This window comes from Microbacterium sp. AG157, assembly GCF_003385695.1.
Lineage (GTDB): Bacteria > Actinomycetota > Actinomycetes > Actinomycetales > Microbacteriaceae > Microbacterium > Microbacterium testaceum.
On sequence record NZ_QRDK01000003.1, the window covers coordinates 529319 to 552109 of the forward strand.

Here is a 22791-nt window from a genome sequence, read left to right on the forward strand (position 1 = left end):
CCGCTCTCATGACGTCACGCGCCGCGCTCGAGAGCGCTCTGTCGAACATCGACGTCCACCCCGGACACGCCTGGCGACAGTCGTTATCGGCGGGCGAGAGGGTGACGCTGTCACGTGGGGAAGCGGCGATCGTGTACGTCCGCTCGGGCGAACTCACCGGTGTCAGCGCCGCGCGAGCGGGATGCTCGGTCAACGCACCGTCCGGCGCGGCGACGACGGTCGAGGGCGGGCGCACCCTGCTCACGGGAGACGCGTTCATCTCGCTCGGATGCCACCCCCTCGAGCTGGCGTCGCAGTCCGGCGCCGAGGTGACCGTCGTCCCCCTCGAGGTCGTCGCGACCGTGCACACCCGCGCCCTGCCGCCGGTGGTGTTCGTCAGCGGCTTCGCCCGCGCCGAGCCCGCTGCGGCCGGTCTCGCCGCCCATCTCGGCGTCCCCGCACCGGGGGCCGCCCTCGACCGCCACGGCGACGAGACCATCTGCAAGCTCATGGTGACGACCGTTCTGCTGTCGGCGCTGCGCGCGTGGGCGGCGTCCGAGCAGGACGCGTCATGGCCGCCGCGCACCGCCGACCCGTTCCTCGCCCGCGTGGCGGCCGCCGTCGATGACGACCCCGGTCGCGAGTGGACGATCGATCAGCTCGCGGCGCTCGGCGCGATGTCGCGCTCGGTATTCGCCGCACGGTTCCGCGAGGTGTTCGGCACCTCACCCGCGTCGTATGTGACGGCGGTGCGGATGCGCCGCGCGGAAGACCTTCTCGACGCGGGGACCCCCGTCTCGGAGACCTCGCGGGCTCTGGGCTACGCCTCTGACGAGGGATTCCGCCGCGCGTTCCGGCGTCATGCCGGGGTCGCCCCGTCGGAGTGGCGCAGCGCTCGTCGGTCGCTCACCGCCTGAGACCCCGCCGCTCCATCGGTAGCGACGGGGTCGTCGTCGTCAGCCCGCGAGGGAACGCCGGCGCAGGGAGAGGCCGAACAGCACGGCGCCGATCACGAGCAGCAGGATGCCGATGGCATCCACCGTCACGACTCCCGCGGCGTCCACGAGCAGGCCGCCGAGGCCGGCCGCGATGGTGATCGCGAGCTGGAAGCCGGTGACGATGAGGCTGCCGCCCGCCTCGAGGCGGTCGGGCATGCGGTGCCCGACCCAGGTGTTCACGATGATCAGCCACGACGAGAAGAAGAAGCCCCAGACCAGGACGGCGGCCGCAACCGCCCCCACCGCCGAGGGGAGCAGGACCACGGTGGCCACGGCGAGCGCGATGACCAGCGGACCGACGACGGCCAGACGCGCGAAGGCGCGGTCGACGATGATCCCGACGAGGATGTTCCCCACGAACCCGCCGACCCCGAACAGGGCCAGCAGCAGCACGATGGTGCCCGCGTCGACGTCGGGGATGCGCTCGAGCGACAGACGCACGTAGGTGTAGGCGAGGAAGTGGCCGAGGACGACGAGCACGTGACCGACCATGCCACCCGCCACACCCCGGCGACGGAGGGTGTCGACCAGGATGCCGAGGCTCGACGCGGCTGCCGCCGGGACGGGCGGCAGCACGACGCGCACCGCGATGCCGACCGTCGCGGTCGCCACAGCCACGAGCAGGAACGCGAGCCGCCAGTCGAGCGCCTCGCTCAGCGCGACACCGAGGGGGACGCCCGCCACGGTGGCCAGCGACAGCCCCGCGGAGCCGAACATGACGGCGCGGCCGATGCGTTCGGGGCTCGACAGGCGTGCCGCCACAGTGATCGACATCGACCAGAACGAGCTGATCGCTGCCCCCAGCAGGAACCGGGCGATGAGGATGGCGACCAGGCTCGGCACGATCGCGACCACGAGGCTCGAGAGCGCGGCCGCGGCCGCCGCCAGGACGAGCAGCGTGCGACGGTCGAGCCGGGGCAGCAGCAGGCCCACCGTCGGGGCGACGAGCAGACCGGCCAGGGCCGTGACCGTGACGGTCTGGCCGGCCTGGCCCGGGGTGATGCCGAGTGAGGCGGCCATCTCGGTGAGGACGCCGTTCGGGAGGAACTCCGCCGTGACGAGCAAGAAGCTGAGCAGCATCACGACGATGAGGCCGCCGTACCGCATCGAGGGCGGGGCGGAGAGCGAGGTCGGAACGGGAGCGGTCGTGGTCATGTTCCGATGCTCGTTCAGCGCCGCCGCCCTCGCCCGACCGATCGTCCGCGGCATCCGACCATTCGTCCGGGCCTCCGCTCGGGTGCTCGCGAGAGGCCCGCGATCCTGTCCGCCGCGTTCGCTCCCGATGGGCGAGACCGCCGAGAGGCGGCTCCGGCGCCCCTTGCTCGGTTCAGGTGACTCTCCGGGCCTCGATCACGAGATTCTCGGTCGAGGGGAGACCGTCGGATCGCTGGAGGCAGGTGACGACGACAAGCCTGCCCGCGGTGTTCGCCCACACGTCGGCGTCGCTCCCGATGGCGGTCTTGTCCACGACCTGCGTTCGATCGACGCGATAGTGCACGTCGGCGACCGAGATGTCGGCCCCGACCGCGATCCGCGCCCGGGCTGCGTCCACGTCGATGAGCGCGTTGCCCGGGCCGACGCCGCCCCCGCGCAGCGAGTGCATCACGACGAACACGGTGCCCGCGTCCGCCCGGTCGGGCGAGACCCCGAGGTTGCGCACCCAGTACGCCGAGGTGAAGCCAGGCGGCTGCAGGACGCCATCGACGACGTTCATGGCTCCGAGCGGGACGTCGAGTCCCACCGACGGTGCGGTGAATCTGCCGACGCCCTCCGGCGTCGCGGATGCGCTCGGCACCGGGTCGGGCCCGTCGAGCTGCACGGGATTGCCCGCGAGATCGTGCTGCGCCGCCGAGGGGCCACCGTCACCCGCCGAGGCCGGGGGAGGCGCGAAGAACGGGCCGAGCGCGATGCCCGCGGTCACGATCAGCCCCAGGGCGGCGGCCACCGCGGTGGCGGCGAGGATGTCTCCCCGCCGCCACCGCCGCAGAGACCGGAGAAACCGGTTCATTCAGCGTCCCAAGCGCGAGCGCGCGCGGCGCGTCACGCCGACGAGGGCCAGCAGCACCAGACCGAGGCCGCCCAGGGCGATCCACGGCCATGGCGCGGGCTGTGCGATCACCGTCCCTCCGGTTGCCACCGAGGGACCGGCGGAGCCGGTGCTCGCGGCGGTAGCGGTGGCCGCGGGCACCGTCACGGACAGGGGAGCGCTCACGGCGTTGCCGTTGGCATCCGCCAAGAACAGCGTGTGCGCCCCCGTCGCCAGCGATGCCGGCAGCATCACGTCAGCGGTGATCGAGCCGTCGCCGGCGGCAGTGAGGTGGCCGATGACCGTGGGCGTGGAGTGCACGACCACGTCGTAGTCTGCCCCGGCGACGAAGCCCGCGCCGGTCACGTGCACCGTCGAGCCTGCCGCGATGTTCGTTCCCTGCGCGAGCGCGATGGTGGGGAGAGCGACGGTGATCGTGTAGGTCTTCATCGTGGTGCCGTCTTCGGCCGTCACCGTGACGGTGGCCGTCTGGCCCGACACGGTGACCGCCGAGGTAGCCGCAGCGCTCGAGGTCGTCACCCGCACGTCGGATGCCGAGAGCGTCGCGATCGGGGCGGTCACGACCGCGCCACCGGTGTCGGCGGCGGTGTCCAGGGGAACACCGACACCCCCGACGCTGATGCTCGAGGCGGTTGCGTCATTCGAGACGAGGAAGCGGGAGCGCAGAGCGGTGGCCTCGGTCGGTGTCACGCCGATGGTCTGAGAGATGTAGGCGTCGAGGCCGCCGTACTTCTTCGCGACGTCCGCCTCGAACGTGCCCTGCAGCAGCGCGGGAGTGGCCCAGGTGACGCCGAGCTGCGTGTTCGACAGCAGATAGTCGTGGAGGATGTCGGAGCTGCCGACCCCCAGGATGCGGTACAGCAGGTCCATCACGGTGCCGGTGCGGTCCATGCCGTGCGAGCAGTGGATGAGGACGGTCCCGGTGGTGTGGGCCGACATCAGCCGAAGGATCTGGGCGTAGGCGCCGATCATGACGCCGGGCGACGAGGGGCTGACATATCCCTTGTCGACGAGGTCGTGGTACATCGCCGTGTCATCGCTATAGTTCCCGTCGCTGCCGAACATCGAGATGTTCACGTACTGGGCGCCGGGGACCGTGACGTCGGGCTTCGCCGACACCTGCGCGGGGGTGCGCAGGTCGATGACGAGGTCGACGTGGTACTTGCTCGCGAGGGTCTGGGCGCCGGCAGAGGTGACCTTGTCGAGCGACTCCGTGCGAAGCAGACGCGGAGCATCGACGATCTGCGCGCCGGCACCGACGAAGGACCCGAGCTCGCGGCCGTTGACAAGGCCGGGCACATCGGTGATGGCGTGATCCTGTGCGGTCAGGGCAGGCTGCAGCTGCGGGTTGGTCGCCGCCTGCGCGGCGGTCGCACCGAAGCCGAGGGAGCCGAGGGTCGCGGCGACGGCCAGGGCGGCGGAGAGCAAGCGCGCGGATGTCACGCGGCGGGAACGGGTAGTCACTGTCATCCTCAGGGGTCGGAGATGGGGGTGGGCGGCGGCACCCGTTCGAGTGGGCGGGTGAGCCGAAGGCGACCGTCCCAACCCCGGGTGACGAACCCGAGAACGCGAGCGAACCTGTACCGAACGGACTCTGAGGATGTTGTCCTGAGGAGGCGATGAATCGGCGGAGAAGCCCTCATCTGTGCACCCGCACCCGACTCGCCTCAGCCGACGAGTACCCGCCCCACATACCGCGCCGCCGGTCGGATGATCTTCGGGTCCCGCGCTTGCTCGAGCACGTGCGCGGTCCATCCGATCGTGCGGGCGAGGGCGAACGTCGGCGTGAACATCGCGCGCGGGATACCGCACTGCTCCATCACCACCGCGGCGTAGAACTCGACGTTGGCGTGCAGCGGGCGCTCGGGCCGGCGCTGTGCGAGCTGACGCTCGGCCTCTTCTTGGAAGGCCAGCGCCTGGGTCACGCGGTCGCCGCCGAGGCCGCGCGCGACCTCGCGCAGCAGCTCGGAGCGCGGATCGGCCGTGCGGTACACCGCGTGCCCGAAGCCCATCAGTCTGCGTCCCGCATCGAGCTCTCCCGCGATCCAGGCGGCGGGGTCGTCGTCCGCGCGGTCGAGACTGTCGAGGGCGCGGGCCGGGGCTCCGCCGTGCAGCGGCCCCGAGAGCGCGCCGAGCGCGCCGGAGAGGCAGGATGCCATGTCGGCCCCCGTCGACGCGATGACCCGGGCCGTGAAGGTCGAGGCGTTGAAGCCGTGGTCCATCGCCGCGACCAGGTAGGCCGACAGCGCGCGGACGTGGGCGTCGTCGGGAGCCGTCCCGGTCACGCGCTCGAGGTAGTCGGCCACCACGCCGCGACCGCCCGCCGCCCCGGGCGCGAGGGCGAGCGGGGCCAGGGCGGCGAAGGCGATCGCCTCGTCGAGCCGCGCGTCGGAATCGAGGTCGTACAGCGCCGCGGACGAGCGGGCGGATGCCGCGAGCGTCCACACCGCGCGGAGCGCCGCGAGCGGCTGATCGGTGCGGGCCGTGACCGCGGCGATCAGCCCGGGCAGGGCGGGGTCGGCCTGGACATTCGCGACGCGCGCGGCGAAGGCGGCTCGGGTCGTGGCATCCGGGAGTTCCCCCACCACCAGTAGCTGCCAGACGTCCTCGAAGGAACGCGTGCGCGCCAGCTCCACCGCGGAGGAGCCCCGGTAGTGGTAGACGCCGGCGTCGCCGTCGACATCGCTGATGGTCGTCTCGGCCGCGACGACGCCGTTCAGTCCGCGGGGCACATCGATCAGGTCGCTCATGCGCTCAGTGTGCGAACATGACGACGACAGCGTCAACGTTGATCGGATCAAGATGAGCGCTCCCCTCCCCCGCCTTTCCGCCGCACAGGTGGCCGCTCGGCTCGGGGTGAAGCCGGAGACCGTCTACGCCTACGTCTCGCGCGGGCTCCTTCGCCGCAAGCGCGAGTCCCACGGCTCCACCTTCGATGCGCTCGAGGTCGAAGCCTTCGCCGCCGGTCGTCGCCGGACGGCCACTCGGATGCCGACCCATCCGACGACCGGCATGCCCCTCGGTGTCGTACAGACCGACGTCGCCGACATCGAGGACGACGAACTGCTGTACCGGGGCCGACGCGCCCGCGACTTGATGAATCGTCCGTTCGCCGAGGTCGTGGCCTGGCTGTGGGACGAGGAGCGCGTGGACGCTCCCGACCCGGCGATCGGCAGCGCCCGCGCGATGGTCGAGGCCCTCCCTCTGCACGCGGGGTCGATGGACCGCCTGCGCGCCGCCCTGACCGGCTTCGCCGCCGACGACCCACTGCGCTACGACGCGTCGACCGCCTCGGCCCACCGCATCGGGTGGACGCTCCTCACCGGTCTTCCCGTCGCGCTCGGCGGCCGCCCCGACGCCGACATCGCGCGGTCGTTGGTCAGCGTCTGGAACGCGCCGACCGACCCGGCGACCATCGCCGCCGTCAACGCCGCGCTCGTCCTGCTGATCGACCACGACCTCGCGGTGTCGACCTTCGCCGCGCGGGTCGCGGCCTCGGCCCGCGCCGACGGATACGCCGCCGTCAGCGCCGCGCTCGGCGCGGCCGACTCGCCCCTGCACATCTCCGCGGCGACCCGCACCGCCCGCCTGCTCACGCGCGTGCGGCGCGGTCAGGAACCCGAGCGGGCGCTGACCGACACGCTGCACGAGGGCAACGGCATCCCCGGCTTCGGTCATCCGCTCTACGCCGGGGGCGACGATCGGGCCGCGGCCCTGTTTCCGCTCCTGGTCGCACTGCCCGACGGGGAAGGGACGATGGATGCCGTGCGGCGGCTGTCCGACGTCGTCGCCGACCGTGCGGGGTTGCGGCCCAACGTGGACCTGGCGCTGGCGGCACTGGCATCCGGGGCCCGCCTCCCCGAGGACGCGGCGGGCACGATCTTCGTGCTCGGGCGGGTTGTCGGGTGGATCGCGCACATCGCCGCGGAGTACGCCGAGCAGGCCATGCGGCTGCGTCCTCGCGGGGAGTATGTGGGGCCGTGACCGCTCGCCTCAGCCCGTTTCCCCCACCGAACGAAAGTCGATAGGTGATGCGTCGATATCTGGCGATCGCTCTTCTCGCTGTCGCGGTCGCGAGCACGACGGGCTGCGCGCCCACCTCGGGCCTCTTCGAGTGACACCGGCCGGCGACGCTCGCCGGGTCCCGAGCGATCCCCGTGAGCGCCGCTCGGTGCCACGGCCGACGACGCCCGATCAGCGATACGGGCGCCCGGTCAGCGGTTCTCCCACTCGCGCGCCATCTGCACCACCGCCGCCACGGCGGCCTCAGTGTCGGCGGGTGAGCCGCCCGCCCGACCGGCGACGAGACCGGCGACGAAGGCGCTGAGCGGGGCCGCGGGCCGGGCGACACCGTTGGCGACGTCGCGCGCGAGGTCGAGGATCAGAGAGATGGGGATGTCGCCCTCCGCCAGACCGAAGCGCTCCGCGAGAGCGGCGCTCCAGTCGTTCAGCGCTTCGGGGGGCAGCGTGCGGGACTCGGTCATGGTTCCTCCTCGGGCCGTGGGGAGATCGTCCCACGACTCGGCCCGAAGGAGGTGGCATCCGAGGACGAGTCACCGAGACCGCTACACACGCCGCTCTCGACCACGCGGGTTCGCCGTTTACCGAACGCGTCCTGACGACCGTCCGCCCGGACCATGCTCCACAGCACAGCCCGGGCCGGCCGGCATTACGCCGCGAGCGCCTTCGATAGGAAGGCGACGGCCTGAGCGACCGCCGCCTGCGCCGCGTACGTGTCGTGGAGCGCGTTCACCATCACGAAGTCGTGCACGATGCCCTGGTAGCGGACGGCGGTGGTGGGCACGCCCGCCTGACGGAGCTTCGCGGCGTAGGCCTCGCCCTCGTCGCGGAGCACGTCGGCCTCGGCCGTGATGACGAGCGCTTGCGGGAGTCCCGCGAGCTGATCGAGCGTGGCGCGCAGCGGCGACGCCGTGATCTGGGCGCGGTCGTCTTCGCTGGTCGTGTACTGGTCCCAGAACCACTTCATGCCGTCGCGCGACAGGAAGTAGCCCTCCGCGAAGCGGTGGTACGACTCGGTATCGAAGGCCGCGTCGGTCACCGGGTAGAACAGCACCTGCGCGGCGAGGTCGACACCGCCGCGCTCCTTGGCGAGCAGGGTGAGGGCGGCCGACATGTTGCCGCCCACCGAGTCGCCCGCAACCGCGACGCGTGAGGCGTCGAGGCCCTTCGACGCCCCTTCGGCCACGATCCACCGGGCGGTCGCCCACACCTGCTCGATCGCGTGGGGGTACCGCACCTCGGGTGAGCGGTCGTATTCGGGGAAGACGACCGCGGCTCCGGTTCCCACCGCGAGGTCGCGCACGAGACGGTCGTGCGTGTGCGCGTCGCCGAAGACCCACCCTGCGCCGTGGATGTAGATCACGACGGGCAGCACACCGCTCGCACCCCGCGGGCGGACGATGCGGACCTTCACCGAGCCGCTCGGACCACCCGCGACCTCGATCCATTCCTCGTCGATCTCGGGCTTGAAGATGGGATCGTCCTGAACGCCGTCGACGGCGGCGCGCCCCTCGGCCGGCGGCAGCTGGTAGAGGAAGGGCGGTTCGCTGGTGGCATCCACGAACTGCTGCGCGGCGGGTTCGAGGGCGATCTCGTGCGGGTTTCCGGACATGGTCGGGGCTCCTTCTTGACGACGGTTCTGCGAAGCGACGGGTGAGAACGATCGTTCTCATCTTCACTCTCGACCATAGAGAACGATCGTTCTCGCGTCAACTAGACTGAGGACATGACCGAGACCCGCGACCGCATCGTCGATGCCGCCGACGCCCTCTATTACGGGCGGGGCATCGGTCAGGTGGGGATGGATGCCGTGCGAGACACCGCCGGCGTTTCGCTCCGAGCCCTCTACAAGGAGTTCCCCGCCAAAGACGACCTGATCGTCGCGGTCCTCGACAAGCGCCACGGCATGTGGACCGACGGGGTGACCGACGCCGTCGAGCGCATCGACGACCCTCGCGAACGACTGCTGGCGGTCTACGACTATCTCGCGCACTGGTTCGACGAGGCGGACTTCCGAGGCTGCGGCTTCATCAACGCCTTCGGCGAATTGGGAGCCGCCAACCCCGGCGTCGCCCGCGCGGTGCGCGCACACAAGGCCGATTTCCAGCGATACGTCGCGAAGCTCGTCGAGGCGGCAGGGGCTCCGGCCTTCCTCGCTCCCCAGCTCGCCATCCTCGCCGAGGGTGCCCAGACCACCGCCGCGATCGCCGGGACGCCCGAGGCCGCGGGCACCGCGCGCGCGGCCGCATCGACACTCATCGACGCCGCCTTCGCACACGGAGCGAGCTGACGACCCCTCTCGTCAGGTCACCGCAGGCCCTTCCGATGCCACCTCTCGCAGGTCTTCCCAGGTGTCGATATCGCGCGTCAACGCGGGGTCGGCCGGCACCGGCTCCACCCTCAGCCCGCCCAGGAGCGCCCGCATGGACGCGTCGCGCCCACCCTCGGAGACACCGGATGCCGCAGTCCGCAGCGCCGCGGCCCGGTAACGGCCGATGAGCCACTGGCGTCGACCGTCGTCGAGGCACACCCCGTCCGCAGCGTCGGGGACCGGATCGCCCAGAAGCGCCACCGCCGGAACAGCGGTCGGAAGATCGCAGGCGACGACGAAGACCTCCGTGGCATCCACGTGGCCGAGGGCGGCGATGATCGCGGCGACCGGGCCGCCGAAGGGCGGCTCTTCTCGCGTCCAGGTCACCTCGAGCGCATCGTCGAGAACGGGGGCGACGACGACGACGCGTCGAGCACCGGCGGCTCGGACCGCGTCCACCGCCGTACGCAGCAGCGTCTGCCCACCCACGCGCACCAGCGGCTTCGTCGCCCCGCCCAGTCGTGAGGCCCTCCCCCCGGCCAAGAGGATGGCATCGACGCTCACCATCGCGTGACCGTGACGAGCTCCCCGGCCGCGACGTCTCTCTCGCTCGGCGGGATGACGGCGAGACCGTCGGCGTCACCGAGTCCGCGCGTTCCGTGGGAGGTGGGAGTCGCCACCCATCGGGCGGGGTCGGAGCGATCGAGGCGCACCGGCACGTACTGCACGCGGCCCGGCCGGGCCCGGCGCCCCTCGGAAAGCGCGACGCGCAACGTCTCGCGCCCCAGGTCGGCGTCGCCCTCGAGAGCACGGACGGCCGGACGCACGAATAACTCGAACGAGACCGCGGCGCTCACGGGATTGCCGGGCAGACCGAACAGCAGCGTGCCGGCGGGGGTGCGGCCGAAGCCCTGCGGCTTACCCGGCTGCATGCGCACCCGGTCGAAACGCATGAGGTCGCCGAGGGTGTTCTTCACGACCTCGTACGCACCCGCGCTCACCCCTCCCGAGAACACCACGATGTCGGCCCCCGCTGCTTCGGCGGCAGCGATGGCCCGACGTGGTCCGTGGCCCTCGTCGCCGACGCTCGCGCGCAGCACGATCTCGGCCCCGGACTCCTCGGCCAGACCGGCCAGCAGCACGCTGTTCGATTCGGGGATCTGACCGCGGCGGAGCGGATGGCCCGCGGGCTGCAGTTCCGAGCCCGTCGACACCACCGCCACCCGCGACGCGCGCGACACCGAGACCGTTCCCACCCCGGCGGCCGCGATCGCGCCGAGCCGGGCGGCGGTCAGACGCACGCCCTCGGGGACGACGAGTTCACCCTCCCGCACGTCCGAGCCGCGATGCCGGATGTGCGCCCCGGGCCCGCGGGGAGCGATGAGCACCGTGACCGCGTCGAGCCCGCCGGCGAGCCCGCCCTCGGTGTCTTCGAACGGGACGATCGCCGTCGCGTCGGTCGGCACGGGCGCCCCCGTCATGATGCGCGCGGCTTCGCCGGCATCCACCCCCGGATCGAGGTCGGTGCCCGCGGGCAGATCGGCGACCACGCGCAGAGTGGCGGGTGCACCGAGGTCGCGCACGGCGAACCCGTCCATCGCCGAGCTGTCGAAGCCCGGGACGTCGACATTCGCGAACACGGGATGCCGCAGCACTCGACCGCGGGCAGCGGCCACCGCCCGGGCTTCGGGGGCGAGCGGAACGACCTGCTCGAGAACGGCGGCGAGGTGCTCGGCGACGTCGATCACACGGTCCATCCGCGGGGGGAGAAGGGCATGCCCTCAGCGTAGGCGCGGGTCAGAGGTCGAGGCGGTGCGGGATCGCTTCGACGCCGTCGCGATAGGGCGCGAACCCCATCGCGGCGTAGTACGCCAGGGCGGGCGCGTTGTCGGCGCCGATGGTCGCGTCGATGTGGCGCAGGCCCGCGGCCTCCGCCGCCGCGAGGGTCCTCGCGAAGAGGCTGCGGCCGATCCCGCTACGCCCTACCTCGGGGTCGATGTGCGTGCCGATGATGCCCCAGCCCTCGTCGACCCCGTAGGGGTTGCCGGGCCAGGCGCGCTTCAGGGACTGGAAGCCGACCACCACGCCGTCGCGGTCCGCCACGGTGCAGGCGATCGAGTGCTCGGGGTCGAAGTACCGCTCCTCGACGAACGCCGCGTCGGACTGCGACGATCGCAGTCCCGCGCGATGGATCGCGTTCTGCACGTCGACCATCGCGTCGATGTCGGCCCGGCGCGCGTCTCGGAACTCGATCATGCAGCCATCTTCGCAGCCTCCTCCGACATTCCGTCGGCACAACCCCGGACCGCGCCACCTCTCACCCCTCTACCGTGGGCGCATGGACGAGCTGACATACGACGAGGTCGGCGCGACCGCCGGTCGGATGCCGCCCGGGTATCACCACGTGCGCGTTCGAAGGGTGATCGGGCGCGGTCCGGAGGTCTTCGCGACGGCCGCCGATGCCCTTCTCGCCGGTGAGGCGCAACGGCGCGCGGGAGCCCGGGTCGAGGCGTCCGAGACGCCGATGCGCGAGGGCACACGCGTGACGATGCGGTTGGGGGTCGGCATCCTGAGCGTCCGCATTCCCTGCCTCGTCGTGTGGGCCGACCGCACCAATACCGTCGCCGGTTTCGCCTACGGCACCCTCCCGGGGCACCCGGAGCGCGGGGAAGAACGATTCACCCTGACGCTCGCCCCGACGGGGGAGGTCGTCTTCGCCATCGCCGCGTTCTCGGCGCCCGGACGCTGGTTCACGCGCATCGGCGCCCCGCTGGGTCGCGTGGTGCAGGCCTGGATGACGAGACGGTACCTCCGCGCGCTCGACCCGCGCTGAAGCGCTCTCCCTCGAGAGCACCGCCGCCTCTCGCGCCAGAAGGTCGAATACGCCGTGACGTCCGTTCCGCTCGAGATCGCTTTTGCCCCGCCCTCGCGCTGCCGCTGAGTCGAGCGGGCGGGGCGCCGGCATCTTCCGTGCGCTCTCCTATCGGCCGAAGACGACGCCAGCCGCGGCGACCGCGACGGGCTCGCTCGGCAGCTGGCCGCAGCGGGGCATGAGCCTGTTCGGGAGAGCCAGTTCTTCCTCGGGGTTCCGCGAGGACTGTTTGTATAGCAAGTGAAGCGAGAGGTATTTTCACCCGTTTCGCTCCGTTCTATGTTTAAATACGGTTTAGGGTGACTTTCTGTTCTTCTGTCTGAATCGTGAGTTACCGTGCCCCATTGTCACGGAGAGCAGATGTCGAACGACCAACCAGCAAGACGAACCTCGGCCGCGTCAGCCCGCGCGAGAAACCGCGGGCTGCTTGCACTCGCCGTTCTCGCCGTCGCCGCCTCCACGATCGGGACGGGCGGGCACACGCAGGCATGGTTCACGTCCGCACAGTCACTGGCCGACAACGGCTTCTCCGCGGCCTCCATCCAACCGGTCGCCTCGGTCCGCGCCACTACTCGGCTCGACGGAGCCAACATCAGCTGGGACGGCGTCCTGGGACAGACCTGGGCAACCGCGAACGGGATCACGCAAGAGCCCCCCTTCACCGTGACGCGAACCATCGATGGTGGTCAGCGAACAACGGTGTACACCGGTTCCGCGACCTCGGCCAGCGACCCGTTTCCGCGGGCCTCTCTGACCCGCGGGCGCTCCACGGTCTCGGCGGGCACCTCCGTCTCCGGTGCGATCTCGCAGGGCAGGGTCTACACCTGGGGCAAGGATCCGGGAACCGGGCAGCTCGGAACGGGTGGCTCCACCGCCTCCACTCCGACGCTGGTCAACATCGCCGCGAGCCATCAGGTCGTCGACCTCTCCATCGGCGACACGAGCGCCGTCGCCGTCGCGTCAGACAACACCGTGTGGGCGTGGGGTTCGGGTGTGGCGGCGAACTGCAGCCAAGCGACGAACACCCCGACGCAGATCCCCGTGCCGTCGGGCAAGACCATCACGGCCGTGTCGGCATATCAGAACTGCGAGAGCCTGCTTCTCGCCTCCGACGGCATCGTGTACAGCTACTCCGGCAGCGGTGGCCTGCAGACCGCTGCGGCCTTGCCGGGCGGGCGCAAGATCGTCCAGATCACGAAGGGGTTCTGCGTACTGGCATCCGACGGCTCCGTCTGGTGTCGCGGATCGAACAACTACGGCCAGCTGGGGACCGGATCCACGGACTCCGCGTCGGCCGACTTCGTGCAGGTGACCTTCCGCACGGGTCTGTACGCCACGCAGCTGTCATCCAACGGGACGACCGTCGCGGCTCTGCTCAACAACAACTCGGTGTGGGGCTGGGGGAGGAATACCGACGGGCAGCTCGGCAACGGCTCGACCAGCGACACGGTGTCCACACCGGTGCCCTTCAAAGGGCTGGGCTCGCAGGAGTTCATCAAGGTGTCGGTCGGCGGATCGCATGTCAGCGCGGTGGCCGCCGACGGCACCCTGTCCAGCGCCGGCCTGAACGCATCCGGGCAGCTCGGCAACGGAAGCACGACCTCGAGCAGCTCCGCCGTCATCGCGTCGGGAAGCGACATCCCGAACTTCGCAGACGTCGTCGACGGCGGCTCTCAGACGTACGGCGTGACGTCGAGCGGCGCGCTGTGGGGATGGGGAGCCAACCTCGTGAACGGTGTCTCCACCATCGGAAACGGCAACACATCGACCACGTCTTACACATCACCGGTCCGTACCGCGACGAACATCACGATCGACGACGGTGCGAACAAGCTCACGTGCGCCAGTGGCACGACAGCGAACAAGATCGCGCGCTGCGCTCCTTCGGGTACCCTCACCTACTCGGTGACGTACGCCGTGCAGTCGTGGGTATCGGGAGCCGTGAGCAAACAGGCGTCGACGACAGCGACACAGCTGGGTTCGGTCACGTTCGGCGGTCCGGGTTCGCTGGCCATGTGCTTGGGGCTCCGAGGCGGCTCCAGTGCCAACTACACCCCCGTTGAGCTCCAGACCTGCGACTCGTCGTCGAATCAGACATGGAGCTCTTGGTCCGACGGAACATTCCGCTCGAACGGGAAGTGCCTCGACGTGAAGGGCAGCAGTCCCGGCAGCGTGGTGCAACTCTGGTCCTGCAACGATCTGGGCTACCAGTGGTGGGTTCTGCGTGACGACAAAACGGTCTACAACCCGAGCTCGGGACTCTGCCTGACCGACCCGAACGGGTCGACGAGCTCCGGGACACAGCAGGTCATCGACACCTGCACGGGCGCGTGGAATCAGCAGTGGTCGTTCTGACGACCATCGACTGATGCAGCAGGAAGGGCGACTCGGCCGAAGCCGGGTCGCCCTTCCGCATCGGTGTCGTCAGCCGCGGGGGCGCTCCTCCTCAACAACCGACTGCACGTCGTCGACCGCCGGGGTCTTCTCGTCGGCGCGCACCTCGTCGGCGGCGATCGCGATGTCGATCGCCGCATCCTCGAGCGCCTCGGCGACGACGTCGCTCACGTCGGCACGATCGTCGCCCCGATCTTCGTCGGAGGCACGCGGGCGCTCGGGCTCGAGGCCGTCGGTCAGGCGATCCGCGGCATCGATGTCCGACTCCGCGTCGGCCGTGGTCACACGCTCACGCGCTTGGCGGATGGTCTCGTCCACGGCGGCCGCGGCCCCGGCGGCGACGTCCTTCGTCTTGGCGACGGCGGCATCGACGGTCTCCGAGGCACTGGCCGCGAGATCCTTCGACCTCTCGCGCGCATCATCGACGGCGGTCGACGTGCGATCCGCGACGTCCTGCGCTTTGGCCTTCACCTCATCGGCCACGTCCGACGCGCGGGCGGCGACGGCATCCGCTTTCTCCTCGGCTTCGGCGACCACATCACGGTCGAAGGGACCGAAGACGCCGGTCACGACGACGTCGACCTCGATCGTGCCGCGGCCGAGCGGCTCGAGAGCCGAGACCACCGCGGTGCGCACGTCGCCCGCCACCTCGCGCAGCTTGTGGGGGTAATCGACGACCAGCGAGATGGTCGCAGTGACCGAGCCGGCACGGTCGGTGTCGATCTTGACGCCGGGTGCGGTGCTCGCCAGGCCGACGCGTTCACGGACGGCGTCCGACGCCCGTCCGATCAAGCTGCCGAGAGCGTGGACGCCCGGAACGGAACCGGCGGCGGTCGCCGCGAGCGTCGCCGCCGCGTCGAGGTCGGGCGGGTCGATGGTCGCATCGGTGATGGACATCACGTCTCCTCGTGGGTGTCAGTGAACGCGGGTGTTGTCGCGCGCGAGTTTCGCGCGCAGACCCGAGTGGATCGAGATGTAGGCGCGCAGGTTCTGGCCCGTGAGCGCGGCAAGGTTCGTCACCAGCGTGTCGACGTGCTCGGCGACCTCACGGGGCGAGGTGTTCTGACGCGGGGTGACCGCCACGTGCAGCACGGACTGCTTTCCGACCTCACCGGCGGTGATGCGAGACGAGAGGATCTCGTCACGCTCGCCCAGCGCGTTCTTCAGTGCCTCGGAGGCGAAACCGTCGGTGACGGTGATGCGTCCCTCGTCGTTCGCACTGCCGGTGGACTGCAGCGGGGCCTGACGACGACCGCGCACGGCGGCCGAGGCGATCAGGATGAGGATGACGGCCAGCACCACGATCGCAGCGACGGCGCCCCAGCCGGCGGACTCACGACCCAGCGACTCGAGCCAGCCCTGGAAGCCTCCCATGACGGAGCCCCATGTGCCGGTACCGCCCGGGAGGAGCCCCACGACGAGGGCGAGAGCGCCCAGGCCCAGCAGCACCAGGGCGACCAGGAAGAGCAGGAAGCGGTTCAGACCGCGTCGCGTCGCGTTCATCAGGACTCCTTGGTGTCGGGACGCTGCACGCGCAGGTGGGTGCGCACGGCGGGCGAGAGCTTGTACGAGGTGACTTCCTCGTCGACGATGCGGCTCAGCTGCGCCTCGTCGACCGGGATGCCGACCGGGGGCCGCACCGTCACGTCGACGGAGCGGTGGGCGACGCCGACGACGATGTCGTCCCGCGCGATGCCCGATTCGTTGCTGAGGTGCTGAGCGAGGGCGGATGCCACGACGCCGTTGTCCACGACGACGGCACGCTCCCCCCACGACATCTCGTGACGCGAGAGGCGGCCGGGCTTGAGAGCCAGAACGAGCACGATGAGTCCGACGATGGCCAGGACGACCCCGCCGCCGATGAAGGCGGCCGGCATGAGAGCGGTGGGCACCGCGACCACGGCGTTCAGCGCCTCACCCGGGGAGACCAGCAGGGGCTGGGCCCCGGCGAGGTCGAGGATGATCTCGACCGCGGCGTACGCGAGGACGAGCAGCAGCAGCACGACCACGACGAGCATCGCCACGGTGCGGGGCGAGTGGGTCTCGCGACGCACGACGGTGCGGAGCACGGTGTCAGTCATCACAGCACTCGCTTTCGCTGAGGGGCGGTAGCGCCCGAGATGGTGAGGTCGACGCGCGAGATCTCGCGGCCGAACAAGTGGGTCAGACGCGAACGCAGCTCGGTCTGGGCGACGCGCGCGGCCTCCAGCACGGGAGTCGCGGCGCGCACGGCCTCGGTGTCGTCGAGGCGGGGGACGGGGAACGGGGTCGTCACGCGCACCGCTGCGGTGTCGCGGGCCGAGACGATCTCGACGCGGACGCTCTTGGCATCCACACCGACGATGTCGGCGGCGGCCCGCTCGGCCGTCTTCTGCAGTACGCGGTCGGAGATGGACACCCGACCGGCGGGGAGGCCGGGGCCGGCAACCGTGGTGCGGTTGCCGACCCCGGGGGAAGCGGTGACGGTGGTCACGATGTGCTCCGACCCTTGAAGGCGTTGACGATGTTGCCGAAGTCGAGTTCACCCGCCGTGATGCGAGCGACGACCACGCCGATCGCCATGAAGAGGGCGACGAGGATGAAGCCCCAGAAGCCGAAGATCAGAGCGCTGAGGGCCAGTACCAGGCCGGCGAGAGCGCCCTTGGTGGAGGCGCTCACTGGACGCGCTTTTCGTTGCTGTCGTCGTCGTTGTTGTCGTCGCCCGGGATGTGGACGTCGTTCACGTCGACGTTGACTTCGACGACCTCGAGGCCGACGAGGCGGGTGATGGCACCGGCGACGCGCGAGCGCACCTGGTCGGCGACCTCCTGGATCGGGGCGCCGTACTCGACGACGATCGTGATGTCGGCGGCGGCCTGCGTCTCGCCCACCTCGACCTTGACGCCCTGCGTCAGGTCGGTGGCGTTGATCGCGTCACGGATGGCGCCGAGCGCGCGGGCTCCGCCGCCACCCAGGGCGTACACACCGGCGACCTCACGGGTCGCGATGCCGGCGACCTTGGCGACGACGCCCTCGGCGATCGAGGTCTTGCCCTCGACGGGAGCGTCCTGGCCGCGGCCGTTGAGCGGACGGTTCACGCGCGACGCCGACTGGGGGACGTTCTGCGCAGCGGGGGTGGTGGGGGCGTTCTCAGCCATGTCCGTGCCTTTCGAATGTCTGGACCCGGGTGTCCGGGGTGGGCGGTTCGGCCTACATGACTAAGACGTACCGGGGGCAGGAATCGTCACGCCGGACGTGAAAAAGTCCGGCGGATCTGTCTCCGCGGGAATGCGGATGGCCATCTCCCACGAGATTCCGCGGCGGGACGCGTCCCGACGACGTGGTCGGCCCGGCATCCCCGTCCGGAGAATCCGGTCGACATCGCGCCTCGATCGCCCGCCCGCGACGTCGGAGGCCCGGCGTACGCTCGACCCATGACCCCCTTCTGCTCCTCGGCGCGGCCCTGACATGGGCCGCCTCACCGCCTCGCGTCGAGTGACGCGCATCACTCTCGACGGCGCGAACCGCCAGCGGCCGGATGCCGTCGCGGTCGAAGAACCGCTCGAGATCCGCGTCGCGGGCTCGCCGTTGGCCGTCACGATGCGCACGCCCGGTCACGACGTCGAGCTCGCGGCGGGTTTCCTCGTGTCCGAGGGCGTGATCAGCCGCGGTGAGGACTTCGCCCGTGCGATCCACTGCGGCGGGCCGGGTACCGGCGGCGCCGACGGCAACACCTACAACGTGCTCGACCTCACCCTGGCCCCGGGCGTGGCTCTTCCTTCCCCCGACATCGCGCGCTCGTTCTATACGACGAGCTCGTGCGGGGTGTGCGGCACGGCCTCGATCGAGGCGGTCGAGAAGGTGTCGACGTACGACGTCTCCACCGATCCCCTCTCGGTGTCGGCGCACGAGGTCGCGGCGTTCCCCGATCGCCTCCGCGAGCAGCAGAAGACCTTCGACAAGACCGGCGGCCTGCACGGGGCCGCCCTGTTCGACGCGGCCACCGGCGACCTTCTCGTCACCCGCGAAGACGTCGGTCGCCACAATGCCGTCGACAAAGTCGTCGGCTGGGCTCTCCTCAACGACCGGCTCCCCCTGCGCGCCACGGTGCTGCAGGTCTCGGGCCGCGTCAGCTTCGAGCTCGTGCAGAAAGCCGTCATGGCCGGCATCCCGATGCTCTCCGCCGTCTCGGCGCCGTCGTCTCTCGCGATCGAACTCGCCGAGCGCGCCGGACTGACCCTCGCCGCCTTCGTGCGCGGCAACAGTATGAACCTCTACACGCGCGCCGACCGTGTCCGTGTCCCCGAGGCCCCGGCATCCACAACCCCCTCCGCCGAAAAGACGACGAGCGTACGCTGACGAGAGGCGGGCGGTGTGTGGATGCCATCGACTCGACGCCGGAATCCACGGAGGGTGAACATGGGTGAATCGTTCGGACTGATGACCGAGGAACCGCGCCAGGGAGGCCTCGGCCCACGGGTCGACGGCGAGTGGTCGAGCACCGGGCCCTACGAGCACCCGGCCGCCGGCTGGGGCGCCGCTCTGACCGTCGGCAAGGTGCTGCTCGAGCAGCGCCAACCGGTCGCCGGCACCAAGGCGATGTTCACGATGAACCACCCCAAGAGCGGCTTCGACTGCCCCGGGTGCGCGTGGCCCGACGACAAGGGCGTGACCCTCGACATCTGCGAGAACGGCATCAAGCACGTCACGTGGGAGATGACCCACAAGCGCGTCGGCAAGGAGTTCTTCGCCGAGCACTCCGTGAGCGAGCTGTCGCAGTGGAGTGACTTCGAACTCGAGGACGCCGGTCGTCTGGTGGGACCCATGGTCTACGACGCCGAGACCGATCACTACGTGCCGATCTCGTGGAACGACGCGTTCCGCCTGATCGCCCACGAGCTCACGGCGATGGACTCCCCCGACCAGGCCGCGTTCTACACCTCGGGTCGCCTGAGCAACGAGGCGTCCTTCCTCTACCAGCTGTTCGCGCGCGAACTCGGGACGAACAATCTCCCCGACTGCTCGAACATGTGTCATGAGGGCTCCGGCCGCGGGCTCACGGCATCCCTCGCCACGGGCAAGGGCACCGCCGACCTCGAGGACTGGGAGAACGCCGACGCGCTGTTCATCCTCGGGGTGAACGCCGCCTCGAACGCGCCGCGCATGTTGACGAGCCTCGCCGAGGCCATCGACCGCGGGGCGCAGATCGTGCACGTCAACCCTCTGCGCGAGGTCGCCGGCACCCGCACGATCGTTCCGCACGAGATCGTCGACATGGCGACCTTCCACTCGACTCCGACCAGCACGATGAACCTGCAGGTGCGCCCGGGCGGCGACCTCGCGCTGATCCGCGGTATGGCCAAGGTCGTCTTCGAGGCGTCCGAGACCGACCCGAGCGCCCTCGATCAGGCGTTCCTCGACCGGTACACGAGCGGGCTCGACGCTTACCGCGCGCTCGTCGAGGCCACGACCTGGGACGAACTGGTCGAGCAGGCGGGTCTCACCGAGGCCGAGATCCGCGCAGCCGCCGCCGTCTACCTCGCCTCGAAGGCGTGCGTCATCAGCTGGTGCCTGGGCGTGAGCCAGCACCAGCACGGCGTCGACACCGTGCGCGAGATCGTCAACCTGCTGCTGCTGCGCGGCAACGTCGGCCGCAAGGGCACGGGTCCCTCTCCCGTGCGCGGTCACAGCAACGTCCAGGGCAACCGCACGTGCGGCATCAACCACAAGCCCACCGAGGACTGGCTCGCGAAGCTCGACGAGGTCTGCGGCATCACCTCGCCCCGCGAGCCCGGTCTCGACACCGTGCACACGGTGGCGGCCCTGCACCGCGGCGATCTGAAGGTCTTCCTCGGCATGGGGGGCAACTTCGTGCGCGCCGCCCCCGACACCGCGCTCACCGCCGAGGGCATGAGCCGGTGCGAGCTGACCGCGCACGTGAGCACCAAACTCAACCGCAGTCACCTCACGCACGGCAAGAAGGCGCTCATCCTCCCCTGCCTCGGCCGCACCGAGCGCGACGAGCAGGAGTCCGGCCCGCAGTCGATCTCGACCGAGGACGCCATGAGCTCCGTCATGCTCTCACTCGGCTCCCGCAAGCCCGCGTCGCCCCACCTGCTCAGCGAGCCCGAGATCATCGCGCGCATCGCGCGGGCGACCATGCCCGACTCGGGCACGCCATGGGAGTGGTACGTCGGCGACTACGACCGCATCCGCGACACGATGGCCAAGGCGCTGCCCGGGTTCGAGCGCTTCAACGAGCTCGTGCGCCAGCAGTACGGCTTCCGTATCCCCCAACCCGCCCGTGAGCGCGACTTCCAGACGCCGTCCGGCAAGGCGGAGTTCTCGGATGCCGAGCTGCCCGACGTCATCCCCGCAGAGGCCGACGTGCTGGTACTGCAGACCATGCGCTCGCACGATCAGTGGAACACCACGATCTACTCGGCCGACGACCGCTACCGGGGCGTCCGCAACATCCGCGAGCTGGTGTTCATGAACCGGCGCGACATGAAGGAGCGCGGCATCGCCGAGGGCGACCTCGTCGACATCGTCGCCACCTCGCGCGACGGGTCGGTGCGCAGCGTCACCGCGTTCCGCGCGCTGGAGTACGACACCCCGCGTGGTAGCGCCGCCGGCTATTTCCCCGAGCTGAACGTGCTGCTCGGCCCCGACGACTACAGCCGCCAGAGCGATCAGCCGCTGATGAAGGACATCCGGGTGCGGATCGCGAAGACCGGAGGCTGACGCGGGGTTCGCACGACAGAGTCGGAGAATCGCGCCGAAATCGGACGAGTGATTCCGCGGCACCCGATCCTGCGTTCATCCGATCCCCGCGATCGCCCCTCGTCGGTTCACGGACCTCGGGAGAAGATCGGACTCCCGGCGTCGGACCCGAGCGACGGTGCAGGCGCTGCGCGTCCACCCGACGCCGACGCCGACGTCGTCTCATCGCGGCGGCTCAGAGGTCGAGCTGCCAGAGGGCTTGCGTCGTCGTGACGCGGAGCGCGTCGGCGGCGTCGCCGAGAGCGCGCTCGGCGCCGAGGACCTCGCTCATGGAGAAGACGCGCGAGCCGACGGCATCCGCGGTGACGACCCCCGCGATGACGACCGCGGGGACGCGGAGACGGGCGGCGAGGGCGAGGACGTGTCCCGGGCCCTTGCCCGCGGTACTCGTCGCGTCGAAGGCGCCCTCGCCGGTGAGGGCGAGGTCGGAGACCGCGAGCGCCTCGGTCAGCCCGAGCGCGTGCGCGACGTACGCCGCACCGTCCACGACCTCGGCACCGGCGGCGAGCAGAGCGCCCGAGAGACCGCCCGCCGCCCCCGACCGGGGAACATCGGCGACGTCGGCACCGAAGCGCGCCGCCCACTCCTCGGCATCCGTCCTCAGTCGCTCCGTCAGGCGGGCGACGAGCTCGGGGGCCGCGCCCTTCTGCGGAGCGAAGACCGTCGCCGCGTGAGCGAACGTCGTCGTCGTGTCCGTGAGCACCGTCACCCGCCCGGGAGCGAAGGGCACGTGAGCGTTCAACGCCTCGATCGCGCCGCGCCCGCCGTCGGTGGAGGCGACACCCCCGCTGCCCACGACCACCCGTGTCGATCCCGCCTCGAGAGCGCGCGCGATGAGCTCGCCGACGCCACGGGTGGTGGCGGCCCAGGGATCGTTCGCGTCCGCTCCCCCGGCCAGGAGAAGCCCGGATGCCGCCGCCGCCTCGATCACGGCGGCTCGGCCGTCGAGCCGCCAGGCGGCGCGCACGGGTTCGCCGAGCGGTCCGGTCACCTCGTCGTAGACGTTCGCCCCGCCGAGGGCGTCGAGGGTACCGTCTCCGCCGTCGGCCATCGGCACGATCGCGATCTCGGCGCCGGACCACCTGTCGCGCACGGCGAGGGCCATGGCATCCGCCGCCTCACGCGCGGTCAGCGTGCCCTTGAACTTGTCGGGGGCGATGACCACGCGCATGCTGTGCCGTTCCGGGACGGGGAGGCAGAGCCCCGGCCCGTCCCCATCATCCCGCGCCCGCGGTCGAGCGGTGACCGCGGAGCCCCGAGCCGGGATGCCGCTACGAGGCGGAGGGGGGTGCGCGACGACGGCGCGCGCGCACCCCCCTCCCGCAGCCGTACAGGCTGATCGGTCGCGCGAGGCCGTGGGCCCGTCAGCGTCCGAAGTGTTCGTAGATGCAGGTCACGCTAGCGCCGG

The 22791-nt window shown here is 70.8% G+C and carries 23 protein-coding genes; 7 read left to right on the forward strand and 16 right to left on the reverse strand.

The features are described from left to right. Positions 1-8: 8 nt before the first annotated feature. Positions 9-896 carry a helix-turn-helix transcriptional regulator gene (locus DEU35_RS11790; RefSeq protein ID WP_116239616.1) on the forward strand — a complete coding sequence of 296 codons (888 nt, stop codon included), beginning with the start codon at positions 9-11 and terminating at the stop codon, positions 894-896. 39 nt (positions 897-935) lie between these two features. Here DEU35_RS11790 and DEU35_RS11795 read toward each other — a convergent pair whose 3' ends face one another. The 4 genes from DEU35_RS11795 to DEU35_RS11810 all read right to left on the reverse strand — a co-directional run bounded on the left by DEU35_RS11795 (position 936) and on the right by DEU35_RS11810 (position 5774). Beyond that, entirely contained in the window at positions 936-2132 is a 1197-nt protein-coding gene (locus DEU35_RS11795) for an MFS transporter (protein ID WP_116239725.1), read from the reverse strand. 172 nt (positions 2133-2304) lie between these two features. Beyond that, positions 2305-2985 carry a class F sortase gene (locus DEU35_RS11800; RefSeq protein ID WP_116239617.1) on the reverse strand — a complete coding sequence of 227 codons (681 nt, stop codon included), beginning with the start codon at positions 2983-2985 and terminating at the stop codon, positions 2305-2307. After that, positions 2986-4494: a tyrosine-protein phosphatase gene (locus tag DEU35_RS11805; protein WP_181904639.1), complete on the reverse strand. Its 1509-nt coding sequence runs from the start codon at positions 4492-4494 to the stop codon at positions 2986-2988. It lies immediately after the preceding gene. A gap of 197 nt (positions 4495-4691) precedes the next feature. After that, on the reverse strand, positions 4692-5774 hold the full coding sequence (locus tag DEU35_RS11810) for a citrate/2-methylcitrate synthase (RefSeq protein WP_116239726.1): 1083 nt from the start codon (positions 5772-5774) through the stop codon (positions 4692-4694). Between the two features lie 52 nt (positions 5775-5826). On the opposite strand from DEU35_RS11810, the gene DEU35_RS11815 reads away from it, so the two are divergent. Next, on the forward strand, positions 5827-7008 hold the full coding sequence (locus tag DEU35_RS11815; protein ID WP_181904640.1) for a citrate synthase: 1182 nt from the start codon (positions 5827-5829) through the stop codon (positions 7006-7008). Positions 7009-7238: 230 nt separating this feature from the next. On the opposite strand, the gene DEU35_RS11820 is transcribed toward DEU35_RS11815, so the two are convergent. Then, complete coding sequence (locus DEU35_RS11820; protein ID WP_103207226.1) at positions 7239-7508, reverse strand: DUF6457 domain-containing protein; 270 nt, start codon at positions 7506-7508, stop codon at positions 7239-7241. 185 nt (positions 7509-7693) lie between these two features. Beyond that, positions 7694-8656, reverse strand: coding sequence for an alpha/beta hydrolase (locus tag DEU35_RS11825; protein ID WP_116239620.1), 963 nt, complete (start codon positions 8654-8656; stop codon positions 7694-7696). Positions 8657-8770: 114 nt separating this feature from the next. Here DEU35_RS11825 and DEU35_RS11830 point away from each other — a divergent pair, with 114 nt between their 5' ends. Next, positions 8771-9334, forward strand: coding sequence for a TetR/AcrR family transcriptional regulator (locus DEU35_RS11830; protein ID WP_103207231.1), 564 nt, complete (start codon positions 8771-8773; stop codon positions 9332-9334). 12 nt (positions 9335-9346) lie between these two features. On the opposite strand, the gene DEU35_RS11835 is transcribed toward DEU35_RS11830, so the two are convergent. Genes DEU35_RS11835 through DEU35_RS11845 form a run of 3 tightly spaced genes read right to left on the reverse strand, consistent with a single transcriptional unit; the run spans position 9347 to position 11611 of the window. Next, positions 9347-9922 (reverse strand): molybdenum cofactor guanylyltransferase, encoded by a 576-nt coding sequence (locus tag DEU35_RS11835; RefSeq protein WP_116239621.1) that lies wholly within the window; start codon positions 9920-9922, stop codon positions 9347-9349. Further along, on the reverse strand, positions 9916-11112 hold the full coding sequence (gene glp, locus DEU35_RS11840) for a gephyrin-like molybdotransferase Glp (RefSeq protein ID WP_258873541.1): 1197 nt from the start codon (positions 11110-11112) through the stop codon (positions 9916-9918). The genes DEU35_RS11835 and glp overlap by 7 nt, the downstream gene beginning before the upstream one ends. Positions 11113-11152: 40 nt before the next feature. Then, entirely contained in the window at positions 11153-11611 is a 459-nt protein-coding gene (locus DEU35_RS11845) for a GNAT family N-acetyltransferase (RefSeq protein ID WP_103207239.1), read from the reverse strand. Between the two features lie 82 nt (positions 11612-11693). Between DEU35_RS11845 and DEU35_RS11850 the strand changes: the two genes are divergently transcribed. Continuing rightward, positions 11694-12188, forward strand: a complete 495-nt coding sequence (locus DEU35_RS11850; protein WP_103207242.1) for a DUF1990 family protein — start codon at positions 11694-11696, stop codon at positions 12186-12188. Positions 12189-12587: 399 nt separating this feature from the next. Then, positions 12588-14582: a ricin-type beta-trefoil lectin domain protein gene (locus DEU35_RS11855; protein ID WP_103207245.1), complete on the forward strand. Its 1995-nt coding sequence runs from the start codon at positions 12588-12590 to the stop codon at positions 14580-14582. 69 nt (positions 14583-14651) lie between these two features. On the opposite strand, the gene DEU35_RS11860 is transcribed toward DEU35_RS11855, so the two are convergent. From DEU35_RS11860 to DEU35_RS11885, 6 genes are read right to left on the reverse strand one after another with little or no spacing between them, the layout of a single operon-like run. Continuing rightward, positions 14652-15518, reverse strand: coding sequence for an Asp23/Gls24 family envelope stress response protein (locus tag DEU35_RS11860; RefSeq protein WP_116239622.1), 867 nt, complete (start codon positions 15516-15518; stop codon positions 14652-14654). Between the two features lie 18 nt (positions 15519-15536). Further along, complete coding sequence (locus DEU35_RS11865) at positions 15537-16124, reverse strand: hypothetical protein (protein ID WP_103207251.1); 588 nt, start codon at positions 16122-16124, stop codon at positions 15537-15539. After that, on the reverse strand, positions 16124-16702 hold the full coding sequence (locus tag DEU35_RS11870; protein WP_116239623.1) for a DUF6286 domain-containing protein: 579 nt from the start codon (positions 16700-16702) through the stop codon (positions 16124-16126). The genes DEU35_RS11865 and DEU35_RS11870 overlap by 1 nt, the downstream gene beginning before the upstream one ends. Further along, a complete protein-coding gene (locus tag DEU35_RS11875) occupies positions 16702-17094 on the reverse strand; it encodes a hypothetical protein (RefSeq protein ID WP_103207256.1) in 393 nt (130 codons plus the stop codon). The genes DEU35_RS11870 and DEU35_RS11875 overlap by 1 nt, the downstream gene beginning before the upstream one ends. Continuing rightward, positions 17091-17279 carry a DUF2273 domain-containing protein gene (locus DEU35_RS11880; RefSeq protein ID WP_103207258.1) on the reverse strand — a complete coding sequence of 63 codons (189 nt, stop codon included), beginning with the start codon at positions 17277-17279 and terminating at the stop codon, positions 17091-17093. The genes DEU35_RS11875 and DEU35_RS11880 overlap by 4 nt, the downstream gene beginning before the upstream one ends. Beyond that, a complete protein-coding gene (locus DEU35_RS11885; RefSeq protein WP_103207261.1) occupies positions 17276-17758 on the reverse strand; it encodes an Asp23/Gls24 family envelope stress response protein in 483 nt (160 codons plus the stop codon). The genes DEU35_RS11880 and DEU35_RS11885 overlap by 4 nt, the downstream gene beginning before the upstream one ends. A gap of 310 nt (positions 17759-18068) precedes the next feature. Between DEU35_RS11885 and fdhD the strand changes: the two genes are divergently transcribed. Continuing rightward, positions 18069-18959, forward strand: a complete 891-nt coding sequence (gene fdhD / locus DEU35_RS11890) for a formate dehydrogenase accessory sulfurtransferase FdhD (protein WP_116239624.1) — start codon at positions 18069-18071, stop codon at positions 18957-18959. A 60-nt stretch (positions 18960-19019) separates the two neighbouring features. Beyond that, complete coding sequence (locus tag DEU35_RS11895) at positions 19020-21344, forward strand: FdhF/YdeP family oxidoreductase (protein ID WP_103207267.1); 2325 nt, start codon at positions 19020-19022, stop codon at positions 21342-21344. 214 nt (positions 21345-21558) lie between these two features. On the opposite strand, the gene DEU35_RS11900 is transcribed toward DEU35_RS11895, so the two are convergent. Beyond that, entirely contained in the window at positions 21559-22554 is a 996-nt protein-coding gene (locus tag DEU35_RS11900; protein ID WP_116239625.1) for a glycerate kinase, read from the reverse strand. Positions 22555-22791: the final 237 nt, after the last annotated feature.

Coding starts and splice junctions, on each gene's coding strand:
- DEU35_RS11790 (WP_116239616.1), top strand. CDS start 9: ATGACGTCACGCGCCGCGCTCGAGAGCGCTCTGTCGAACATCGACGTC.
- DEU35_RS11795 (WP_116239725.1), bottom strand. CDS start 2,132: ATGACCACGACCGCTCCCGTTCCGACCTCGCTCTCCGCCCCGCCCTCG.
- DEU35_RS11800 (WP_116239617.1), bottom strand. CDS start 2,985: ATGAACCGGTTTCTCCGGTCTCTGCGGCGGTGGCGGCGGGGAGACATC.
- DEU35_RS11805 (WP_181904639.1), bottom strand. CDS start 4,494: ATGACAGTGACTACCCGTTCCCGCCGCGTGACATCCGCGCGCTTGCTC.
- DEU35_RS11810 (WP_116239726.1), bottom strand. CDS start 5,774: ATGAGCGACCTGATCGATGTGCCCCGCGGACTGAACGGCGTCGTCGCG.
- DEU35_RS11815 (WP_181904640.1), top strand. CDS start 5,827: ATGAGCGCTCCCCTCCCCCGCCTTTCCGCCGCACAGGTGGCCGCTCGG.
- DEU35_RS11820 (WP_103207226.1), bottom strand. CDS start 7,508: ATGACCGAGTCCCGCACGCTGCCCCCCGAAGCGCTGAACGACTGGAGC.
- DEU35_RS11825 (WP_116239620.1), bottom strand. CDS start 8,656: ATGTCCGGAAACCCGCACGAGATCGCCCTCGAACCCGCCGCGCAGCAG.
- DEU35_RS11830 (WP_103207231.1), top strand. CDS start 8,771: ATGACCGAGACCCGCGACCGCATCGTCGATGCCGCCGACGCCCTCTAT.
- DEU35_RS11835 (WP_116239621.1), bottom strand. CDS start 9,922: ATGGTGAGCGTCGATGCCATCCTCTTGGCCGGGGGGAGGGCCTCACGA.
- glp (WP_258873541.1), bottom strand. CDS start 11,112: ATGGACCGTGTGATCGACGTCGCCGAGCACCTCGCCGCCGTTCTCGAG.
- DEU35_RS11845 (WP_103207239.1), bottom strand. CDS start 11,611: ATGATCGAGTTCCGAGACGCGCGCCGGGCCGACATCGACGCGATGGTC.
- DEU35_RS11850 (WP_103207242.1), top strand. CDS start 11,694: ATGGACGAGCTGACATACGACGAGGTCGGCGCGACCGCCGGTCGGATG.
- DEU35_RS11855 (WP_103207245.1), top strand. CDS start 12,588: ATGTCGAACGACCAACCAGCAAGACGAACCTCGGCCGCGTCAGCCCGC.
- DEU35_RS11860 (WP_116239622.1), bottom strand. CDS start 15,518: ATGTCCATCACCGATGCGACCATCGACCCGCCCGACCTCGACGCGGCG.
- DEU35_RS11865 (WP_103207251.1), bottom strand. CDS start 16,124: ATGAACGCGACGCGACGCGGTCTGAACCGCTTCCTGCTCTTCCTGGTC.
- DEU35_RS11870 (WP_116239623.1), bottom strand. CDS start 16,702: ATGACTGACACCGTGCTCCGCACCGTCGTGCGTCGCGAGACCCACTCG.
- DEU35_RS11885 (WP_103207261.1), bottom strand. CDS start 17,758: ATGGCTGAGAACGCCCCCACCACCCCCGCTGCGCAGAACGTCCCCCAG.
- fdhD (WP_116239624.1), top strand. CDS start 18,069: ATGGGCCGCCTCACCGCCTCGCGTCGAGTGACGCGCATCACTCTCGAC.
- DEU35_RS11895 (WP_103207267.1), top strand. CDS start 19,020: ATGGGTGAATCGTTCGGACTGATGACCGAGGAACCGCGCCAGGGAGGC.
- DEU35_RS11900 (WP_116239625.1), bottom strand. CDS start 22,554: ATGCGCGTGGTCATCGCCCCCGACAAGTTCAAGGGCACGCTGACCGCG.